The organism is Polaromonas sp. (genome assembly GCF_012927415.1).
Classification (GTDB): domain Bacteria; phylum Pseudomonadota; class Gammaproteobacteria; order Burkholderiales; family Burkholderiaceae_C; genus Polaromonas.
The window spans coordinates 1-9,210 of record NZ_JABBPF010000119.1 but is presented as its reverse complement, the minus strand read 5'-3'; the positions used below and the strand labels follow the sequence as shown (position 1 = coordinate 9,210).

Below are 9,210 nucleotides of genomic sequence, written 5' to 3'. Positions count from 1 at the left end.
TGGGCGGCCGGTGCTGAATATCACTTCCAAGCCACAATAAGGGCATGAAACTCCTGATCTTCGCCGGAAGCAACCGCCTGAACTCCTTCAACCGCAAACTGGCCGCCGTCACGGCCGGGCTGGCGCGCGCCAGCGGCGCAGAAGTCACGCATATCGAGCTGGCCGAATTTGACATCCCGATGTACAACGCCGACCTCGAGGCCCGCGGCACGCCGCCCGACGTGATGAAGCTCAAGCAGCTGATGTTCGAGCATCCGGCCTGGATTATCTGCTCACCCGAGTACAACGCGAGCTATTCCGCCCTGCTCAAAAACACCATCGACTGGGCTTCCAGCCCGGTCAAGTTGGACCCGGCCTGGACCGACGAATTCAAGTTCTCGCGCGGCAAGGTGGTCGGTATCCTGAGTGCCTCGCCTGGTGCGCTGGGCGGCCTGCGCTCGCAAAGCCACCTCGCGCCGCTGCTGCTCAACGTGCAGTGCTGGGTCGCCCCGCGCAACTTCGCACTGGCCCATGCCAGCGAGGCGTTTGACGCGCAGGGCCAGCTGCTCGATGACGCTCAGCGCCAGAAAGTACAAGAGGTAATTGACCAGGTAATGTTTGCCGCCCAGCGCCTGGCGCAGTGACATGGCAATCGCTACCGGGTTTTGCTAACTCCTTAATTGATAGCTAGCAATAGCCGTATTCATTGGACGTGACGCTGTTTTCGTCGAAAAATAGCGAAAGTCGATGGGCCCGCGCCCGCTTCGCAAGTGGCGTACCATGTTGACCTGCATCAAGCCTTGTGTCAGCCGCTGGAAGGAAAACAGGGGCACACTGGAATCTGTCCATTCTTAAATCCAGGAGATCCCCATGACCCGTGAAGTCGTTGTTGTCAGCGGTGTGCGCACCGCCATTGGAACTTTCGGCGGCAGCCTGAAAGACACGCCGCCGACCGAACTGGCCGCGCTGGTGGTTCGAGAATCGCTGGCGCGTGCCGCTGTCGACGGCAAGGATGTCGGCCACGTGGTGTTCGGCCATGTCGTGAACACCGAACCGAAGGACATGTATTTGTCGCGCGTAGCAGCCATCAACGGCGGCTGCGCCGAGGGCACACCCGCTTTCAACGTCAACCGCCTGTGCGGCTCCGGCCTGCAGGCCATCATCTCGGCGAGCCAGAGCATTTTGTTGGGCGACACCGACATCGCTATCGGCGGCGGCGCTGAAAACATGAGCCGCGCGCCCTACGCGAGCCTGAACATGCGCTGGGGCGCCCGGATGGGCGACACCAAGATGGTCGACATGGTGGTCGGCGCGCTCCATGACCCCTTTCAGACCATTCACATGGGCGTGACGGCCGAAAATATCGCCGCCAAATGGGGTATCAGTCGCGAAGAACAGGACGCGCTGGCGGTGCAAAGCCACAACCGCGCCCAGCACGCCATTGAAGCCGGCTATTTCAAGGAACAGATCGTTCCTGTGATGCTGAAAAGCCGCAAGGGCGAAACCGCCTACGACACCGACGAACATTTCAGGCCCAACTGCACGCTGGCCGACCTGGCCAAGCTCAAGCCGGTGTTCATCAAGGAAAACGGCACCGTCACAGCCGGTAATGCCTCGGGTATCAACGACGCAGCCGCCGCCGTGGTGCTGATGGAAGCCGGCGTTGCCAAGGCACGCGGCCTCAAACCACTGGCCCGCCTGGTGGCCTACGCGCACGCCGGCGTCGATCCGAAATACATGGGCATAGGCCCGGTGCCCGCTACCGAGCTGGCGCTGAAAAAAGCCGGCCTGAGTGTGAAGGACCTGGACGTGATCGAGGCCAACGAAGCCTTCGCTGCGCAGGCCTGCGCCGTCAGCCGTGATCTGGGCTTTGATCCCGCCAAGGTCAACCCGAACGGCTCGGGCATTTCACTGGGCCACCCGATTGGCGCCACCGGCGCATTGCTCACCGTCAAGGCCGTGTACGAGCTGCAGCGTATCCAGGGCCGCTACGCGCTGGTCACAATGTGCATCGGCGGCGGCCAGGGGATTGCGGCCATTTTCGAGCGCATCTGAGATAAAGAAGCATTTTCCAGAACTGCGCGATTGATTAGCGCCTCTCGCCCGCTCCACCCCGGTCGGAGGCGCTTTTTTTCGGCTAAGACTGGCGCGCTGACGCCTTGACACCGCTGGCTGCGGCTCAAGCCCCGCTTGGCATTCATGCTTTCCCTGCTTATTGCCGGTAACAATTGCTTTACATCAATACTGTTCGGTAAAGCCGGGCTAGACTGTCGAGGCTATCTTGCTGGAGTTCGTCTGAGCTGATTCCCAGGGAGACAACCTTGCTGCCCGCCTACATTACCCACGCCGATTGCGCACGGCACGAAATGGGCGCCCACCACCCCGAATGTCCGGAGCGGCTGGGCGCCATCAATGACCTGCTGCTGGTCAAAGGCCTGCTTGACTACATGCATCCCTACGACGCGCCACTGGCCACGCCAGAGCAGCTCGCCCGCGCACACTCGTCGCTCTACGTCAGCGAACTGATGGCCGCCTCGCCAGCCGAGGGTTACCACAAGGTAGATCCGGACACCGACATGAACCCCTTCACCGTGAAGGCCGCGTTGCGCGCGGCCGGCGCTGCGGTGCTGGCCACAGATCTCGTGCTGTCGGGCGAGGCACCCACGGCCTTTTGCTGTGTGCGCCCGCCCGGCCACCATGCGGAGCGGGCCGCGGCAATGGGCTTCTGCTTTTTCAACAATGTCGCCGTCGGCATACGTCACGCCCTCTCGGTGCACGGCTTGCAGCGCGTGGCACTGGTTGATTTCGACGTGCACCATGGCAACGGCAGCGAGGACATCTTCCGGGGGGACGAGCGGGTGCTCATGTGTTCCGTCTTCGAGCAGGGCATCTACCCCTTCAGCGGGGACAACGTCTCCGGGCCCAACATGATCAACGTCGGCCTGCCACCCCGCTCGGGCAGCGAGCGGTTTCGCGAGGCTGTAACCAGCCAGTGGCTTCCAGCGCTGGATGCCTTCCAGCCCGAACTGATCTACATTTCTGCCGGTTTTGACGGCCACCGCGAGGACGACATGGGAAACCTTGGCTTGGTTGAGGCCGATTACGAATGGATCACGCAACAACTTATGTCAGTGGCCAGGCGCCACTGCAGGGGCCGTGTCATCTCCTGCCTGGAGGGTGGATACGTGCTGAGCCCGCTGGCGCGCAGCGTGGCCGCCCACGTCAAGGTATTGATCGGCGCTGACTGACGACTTCAAAAGACCTATGGACAAACACTACCTCACCCCGCTTTTCGCCCCTCAATCGATCGTGGTTTTCGCTGGCCAGGCCGACGATCCTGCCACGCAGACGCCGCAGGCCAAGGCACTGCACGAAGCCCTTGCCGCCCAGCGCTACAGCGGCCGCCTGGCATTTGTCGACATCCACAACACCACCGGCACACTGGCCGATCTGGCACAAACCGGGTTCGACCTTGCCATCATTGCACTGCCCACGCAAGATCTGTCGGCTGCGCTGGAGATCGCGGGCCGCATGGCCTGTCGCTCGGCGCTGATCATCGCCAGTGGCATCGCGGCAGATCGGGCCGCCGAACTGAAGAAAATTGCACGTCGGGAAAACATCTACCTGCTAGGGCCAAACGGCCTCGGCCTGCAGCGTCCCCAGCTGCAGCTCAACGCCAGTGCGGCCGGCCCGCTGGCCAGGGCGGGTTCGCTGGCACTGGTGTCGCAATCAGGCGCGCTGACCTCCTCGGTTCTCGACTGGGCCAGCACCAATGGCGTCGGCTTCTCCTCGGTCGTCTCACTCGGTCCCAATACCGGTGTCGACATTGCTCAAGTGCTCGATTTTCTCGCCAACGACCCGCAAACCCACAGCATCGTCGTCTATCTTGAAGGTATCTCCAACGCGCGCCGCTTCATGAGCGCGCTCCGTTCAGCCGCCAACGCCAAGCCGGTGGTCGTGCTCAAAGCGGGTCGTAAACCGGCCGGCAACGAAGCGGCGCAAACCCACAGCGGCGCCATCGTCGGTAGCGACGACGTGTTTGACGCCGCCCTGCGCCGCGCCGGCGCTGTGCGCGTGCGCTCATTCGTGGCGCTGTTTTCGGCGGCAAAGTGCCTGGCGTCGCGCTATCGCCCGGTCGGCAAGCGGCTGGCCATTGTCACTAACGGTGGCGGTCCCGGCGTCCTGGCTGCAGACTGGGTCAATGAAATTTTCCTGCAGCTTGGCAAGCTCTCGCCCGAATCAGTCATCGCTTTGAGGCCGTTGCTGCCGACGCAGGCCTCGCTGGCGGACCTGATTGACCTGTCCGAAGAGGCCACGCCCGAACACTACCGGATCGCCATCGAGGCGGCCGGCAAGGACCGCCAGATCGACGGCGTGCTGGCCATCTATTCCCCCAAAGCCGGGGCCGATGCAACCGGCGTGGCGCATGCGCTGGCCGATGTCAAGAGGGCTATCGGCAAGCCGCTACTGGCCTGCTGGATGGGCGATGCGACGGTGCTACCGGCGCGCGCCATTCTCAACGAAACGGCGATTCCCAGCTTTCGCACGCCAGAGGCGGCTGTGGGTGCATTTGGCAATATTGCCACCTTCTATCAAAACCAGCTGTTGCTGCAGCAAACGCCACCGCCGCTGTCAACCCTGGCCAAACCCGACATCGACGGAGCGCGCCTCATCATCGAAGGCGTGCTGGCCGAGCGGCGCCAGGTACTGACCGAGATGGAGTCCAAAACCCTGCTCTCGGCCTTTCACATTCCCGTCACCAAGACCATTCTGGCACGCACCGCCAACGAAGCGATGATGATCGCCACGCAACTGGGCTTTCCGGTGGCGCTGAAAATCGAATCGCCCGACATCAGCCACAAATCAGACGTGGAAGGCGTGGTGCTCAACATCCTGAACGCCACCGGCGTGCGCGACGCTTATTACGACATGGTGCAAAACGTGGCGCGGCTGCAGCCTGACGCCCGCATCAACGGCGTCACGGTGCAGAACATGGCGCGTGCCCGGCGCGGCCGCGAGGTCTGCGTCGGTCTCGTCACCGATGAGCCTTTCGGCCCGGTGATCTCTTTCGGCGCCGGCGGCACCATGATCGAGCTGATCAACGACCGCGCCATGGAGTTGCCGCCGCTCAACCAGTTTCTGGCGCGCCGCCTGATAGAGCGCTCGCGCGTCGCCGAAACACTGGGCGAGTGGCGCGGCGCCAGCGCCGTCAACATGGAAGCGCTGGAGCAGGTGCTGTTGCGCGTCTCGGAAATGGTCTGCGAGCTGCCGCAGCTGCGCGAGATGGACATCAACCCCATCATCGTTGACGAAACGGGCGCCGTGGCGGTCGACGCGCGCATCGTCATTGCCCACGCGCCACAGGCCGGCAACGGCCGCGCCAACAACTACAGCCACCTGGCCATACTGCCCTATCCGGCCCGATTCGAACAGGTCTGGCCGCTGCGCGGCGGCGGCGAGTACACGGTGCGCCCGATCCATCCGGACGATGCGCAGATGCTGCAGCAACTGATGCAGCACCTTTCGCCCGAGAGCCGCTATTTCCGCTTCATATCGTCCATCGTCGAGCTGCCGCCATCCATGCTGGCGCGCTTTACGCTGATTGATTACGACCGCGAAATGGCGCTGGTGGCCGTGTTCAGGGAACGCAAAGCGGGGCCGAATGGCGGCTTTATCGAAACCGAGCGCATTGTCGGCGTGTCACGCTACATCACCAATCCCGACCAGTCCAGCTGCGAATTCGCGCTGGTGGTGGCCGACGATTTCAGCGGCAAGGGCCTGGGCTCGCGCCTGATGCTCAGCATCATGGACGTGGCGCGCGAAAAGGGCCTGGCCGAAATCGAAGGCTTGGTGCTGGCGAAGAACCCCGGCATGCTCAAGCTCATGAGAGGCCTGGGTTACAGCGTCAAGCCGTTTGCCGAAGACCCGGACTTCAAGCTGGTGACGCACACCTTGTAGATTTTCCTCGCGCGTCGTCGATCGGCTTCCCAGCAGCGGGCAGCTCCCGCACCCGCTACGCGCCCGGCCTCACAGGCTCTTGAGTATTTCAGCACCACTGTCGCGAAGAATCCCCTTGGCGGCATCGGTCTGGCTGGCGTCCAGCGGATGAACGATCACGGCCCAGCGGCTTTCCTTCAAGGCGCTGCGCACCGCCGCTATCAGCCACACATGGTCAGGCCGCAGGGCAATCAATCCGCCCAGCAACAATCCAAACGTGATGGCAAAGCCCACAATGGCGATGAATGCCAGCAGCGGGCTGCTCGCCACCATCGGCTGGCCGCTGCGGTAAAGCCAGGCAAACAGAAGCAAGCCCGCGATCGCACCTGCCAGTCCGGTGATGCCGTGGCTAATCAACAGGGTTTTGAAAATGCCGCGCTGCTCGGGCTCCATGGTGCGGCCAAAGAACTCCCTGCGCGACAGGTTGGCGTCCTGCGGTCCCAGCACACGCGCCTGCCCGGCAACCATGCCCGGCGCTTTACGTACGCTCGCCGCAGCCGCATCGGCCTTGCCTTTGTCGGGAAAGAGACCGACCACCTTGGTAAGCGATTTTTCACCAAACAGGCCCTTCAAAAGATATTCCACGGCAGTCCTCCTGATCAAGACGGCAATCCCAAAAGGCGATTTCTCCGCCATGACAATCTTGCGCGAATTAGCCGCCGGATTAGCGACACTACCCAAGTCGTTCAAGCCGGGCTGTAGGACGCGGTCCGGACTGCGCGCCATCCGCAAGGCCTGTAACACTTGCCGTCCGGCAGGAAAACCGGCCGGTACGCCTGGGTTATGAGCTCACAGCAGCTTCATCCTCAGCGCGGCATCGCGCAGCTCGCCCCGAAAATCGGGATGGGCGATGGCGATCAGGGCTTCGCAGCGCTGACGGGCGGTCTTGCCACGCAGCTGGGCCACGCCGAACTCGGTCACCACATAGTTGATGTCGTTTTTGCTGGTGCTGACATGGGTGCCGGAAGACAGCACCGGTACGATGCGCGAAATGGTGTCGTGCTTGGCGGTCGATGGCAGCACGATGAAGGCCTTGCCGCCGTTTGAGCGATTGGCCGAGCGCACAAAGTCGGTCTGCCCGCCAGTTCCCGAGTAGGGCGAAAAGCCCAGGCTTTCCGAACCGCACTGGCCCATGAAATCAACCTGCATCGTCGCATTGATCGCGTGCAGATTGTCGTTCTGGCCCGCCAGGTAGGGGTCGTTGGTGAAATCGACCGGATGCATCTCCAGCGCCGGGTTGCGATGCAGAAACTGGTAGAGCTTTTTCGAGCCAAGGGCAAAAGTGGCCAGCATCTTGCCGGGCAGGTAATTCTTCTTGCGATTGGTTATCACGCCGGCTTCCACCAGCGTCATGATGCCGTCGCCTATCATTTCAGTGTGCACGCCCAGGTCATGCTTGCCGGTCAGTTGCATTACCACCGCGTCCGGGATGCCGCCATAGCCGATTTGCAGCGTCGCGCCGTCCGGAATCATGTCGGCGACGTATTTGCCAATCGCTTCCTGCACCGGACCGATCTTGGGCAGACCGACTTCGAGCAGCGGCTCCTCGCTTTCGGTCAGCGCGGCAATCCGCGAGATATGGATGTGACAGTTGCCGTTGGCAAAGGGCACGTTGGGGTTCACTTCGAGCACCACGGCGCGGGCGCTGTTCAACGCCGCCATCGTGTAGTCCGCCGCCAGCGAGAGCGAGAAATAGCCATACGCGTCCATCGGCGATGCCATGGAAAACACCACGTCCGAGGCAATCATCCCGCGCCTGAGCAACTCGGGCAGTTCCGAGAAATGGGCAGGAATGAAGTCGGTCCAGCCTTCCTGCCCACCGGCGCGTGAAATGCCGCTGAAAAAATAGGCGGTATGCCGGACATGCTCCGTCGTTTCAGGGTCGAAATAGCCGTATTTGCGAACCGGCAGGATCTGCGCCACCTGCACGCCCCGGAAGTCGCGCCGGGCGTCCGACAGCGCAGCCAGCAGAGTCGGCGGCTCACCCACGGCGGTCGGAACCACGATGGTGTCGCCGTTCATCACGACACGAATGGCGTCCGCGGCAGACAGCCGCTTTTGCTGGTACTGAATATCAAAAGGCACGGCAACTTTCTTCTCGGTGGGTCGGACTCGCCCTTGATGATGGCATGGCGGTCAGACATGAAGCTGACGCAGCGCAACAAGTGCAGCGCCAGAACGCCGAAAAATCAGCCTCCACCCCGCTGCATGTACAGATCAAAGCGCTTCATGAAGACGTAGCGCTGCGCTTCATCCAGCCCGTCAAAGGAAAAGCACACCAGCAGACGCGGAATGCGCGCCTGTCCGAGTACGCGGGGCGGTGCCGGCTGCCAGCTGATTTGAAGGCTGCCCGGCTCAAGGGCTACGCGGGCGTGGGCGCCGTCGCGTTGCCAGGTCCTGTCGCCGATCGCCGCCGGCAGCCAGCCGAGCCACTCGGCTTCGGTGCAACCCATGTCGCGCTCGAAAGCTTCGGCGTAATGCGATTGCAAGGGTCAACCGCCAGCAATCGGCGGCCAGATCGCCAGCACATCGCCTTCCGCCAGCATGCGCGTCAGGCGCTGCTCGGGCGGGATGTAGTGGCCGTTGACCAGCACCAAGTGCACCAGCCGAGGCGGCAGGCCAAAAGGCGCGATGATCTGACTGATGGACGCGTCCCCGGCGACGTCGAGCTCGATGATGTTGCCGCGCCGTGCCGACGCCGGCAAATAATCCGTCAGCGTGGCAAACAGCTTGAAAGTGATTTTCATCGGCGCCGCTCATCGTTTGCGCCGCTCCACCGGCCCTGCGCCTGGGCACTGGCGAGGTAGGCTTCCATGAGCTGGGTCGGGTCGCGTTTCAGCCTGTCCTTCCAGGGACCCAGATGCACGGCGCCCTCGACCAGTCCGCGCATCACGCCCACATGTTCGGTCCAGCCGATGCTGTTGCAGCCCACCATCACATCGTCCTTGAACTGAAGGCTCAGGTGACGACCCCGGCCGCCATCGGCCTGGCGGTCGGTCAGCTCGGCCTGATCCGCCTGCCCGCTGCCCGGCACGCCCTGCCAGTTGCCAAAGCTGGTCGAGATCAGCCCCAGCGTGTCGAGCACGTTGATCTGGGTCACGCCCCTCAGCTCGGTTCTCTGGCCCACCATGTTGAACGCGGCCACCCGCGCTTGCTCGGCCGCGTTAGGCTGGATGGCGCTGACCATGGTGGTGCCGCTGACCTTGTCGAAGGCCTCGGCACAGTCGCCGGGCG

At 62.9% G+C, this 9,210-nt stretch carries 8 protein-coding genes and 1 pseudogene; 4 read left to right on the top strand and 5 right to left on the bottom strand.

The genetic code is table 11. The features are described 5' to 3' along the window. Positions 1 to 44: 44 nt before the first annotated feature. From HHJ19_RS11505 to HHJ19_RS11490, 4 genes are all read left to right on the top strand, one after another. Positions 45 to 623 (top strand): NAD(P)H-dependent oxidoreductase, encoded by a 579-nt coding sequence (locus HHJ19_RS11505; protein WP_296907406.1) that lies wholly within the window; start codon positions 45 to 47, stop codon positions 621 to 623. A 226-nt stretch (positions 624 to 849) separates the two neighbouring features. Continuing rightward, positions 850 to 2,034 carry a beta-ketothiolase BktB gene (bktB, locus tag HHJ19_RS11500; protein ID WP_296907404.1) on the top strand — a complete coding sequence of 395 codons (1,185 nt, stop codon included), beginning with the start codon at positions 850 to 852 and terminating at the stop codon, positions 2,032 to 2,034. Between the two features lie 266 nt (positions 2,035 to 2,300). Beyond that, a complete protein-coding gene (locus HHJ19_RS11495; protein ID WP_296907401.1) occupies positions 2,301 to 3,227 on the top strand; it encodes a histone deacetylase family protein in 927 nt (308 codons plus the stop codon). Positions 3,228 to 3,243: 16 nt separating this feature from the next. Next, positions 3,244 to 5,937 carry a bifunctional acetate--CoA ligase family protein/GNAT family N-acetyltransferase gene (locus tag HHJ19_RS11490; protein ID WP_296907398.1) on the top strand — a complete coding sequence of 898 codons (2,694 nt, stop codon included), beginning with the start codon at positions 3,244 to 3,246 and terminating at the stop codon, positions 5,935 to 5,937. 69 nt (positions 5,938 to 6,006) lie between these two features. Here the strand turns inward: HHJ19_RS11490 and HHJ19_RS11485 are convergent, their stop codons facing one another. The 5 genes and pseudogenes from HHJ19_RS11485 to HHJ19_RS11465 form a co-directional block, all read right to left on the bottom strand. After that, the gene (locus HHJ19_RS11485; protein ID WP_296907394.1) at positions 6,007 to 6,561 is read right to left on the bottom strand and encodes a hypothetical protein; all 555 of its coding nucleotides are present in this window, start codon (positions 6,559 to 6,561) and stop codon (positions 6,007 to 6,009) included. 204 nt (positions 6,562 to 6,765) lie between these two features. Beyond that, entirely contained in the window at positions 6,766 to 8,061 is a 1,296-nt protein-coding gene (locus HHJ19_RS11480; RefSeq protein ID WP_296907392.1) for an acetyl-CoA hydrolase/transferase C-terminal domain-containing protein, read from the bottom strand. Between the two features lie 104 nt (positions 8,062 to 8,165). Beyond that, positions 8,166 to 8,465 (bottom strand): hypothetical protein, encoded by a 300-nt coding sequence (locus HHJ19_RS11475; RefSeq protein WP_296907389.1) that lies wholly within the window; start codon positions 8,463 to 8,465, stop codon positions 8,166 to 8,168. Between the two features lie 3 nt (positions 8,466 to 8,468). Further along, positions 8,469 to 8,723 (bottom strand): MoaD/ThiS family protein, encoded by a 255-nt coding sequence (locus HHJ19_RS11470; protein ID WP_296907384.1) that lies wholly within the window; start codon positions 8,721 to 8,723, stop codon positions 8,469 to 8,471. After that, positions 8,720 to 9,210 (bottom strand): annotated as a pseudogene (locus HHJ19_RS11465) (NAD(P)/FAD-dependent oxidoreductase); the annotation flags it as partial. The pseudogene HHJ19_RS11465 and the gene HHJ19_RS11470, both read right to left, overlap by 4 nt.

Bases quoted from the DNA above. Each gene is read 5' to 3' on its own strand.
- HHJ19_RS11505 (WP_296907406.1), top strand. From the start codon at position 45: ATGAAACTCCTGATCTTCGCCGGAAGCAACCGCCTGAACTCCTTCAAC.
- bktB (WP_296907404.1), top strand. From the start codon at position 850: ATGACCCGTGAAGTCGTTGTTGTCAGCGGTGTGCGCACCGCCATTGGA.
- HHJ19_RS11490 (WP_296907398.1), top strand. From the start codon at position 3,244: ATGGACAAACACTACCTCACCCCGCTTTTCGCCCCTCAATCGATCGTG.
- HHJ19_RS11470 (WP_296907384.1), bottom strand. From the start codon at position 8,723: ATGAAAATCACTTTCAAGCTGTTTGCCACGCTGACGGATTATTTGCCG.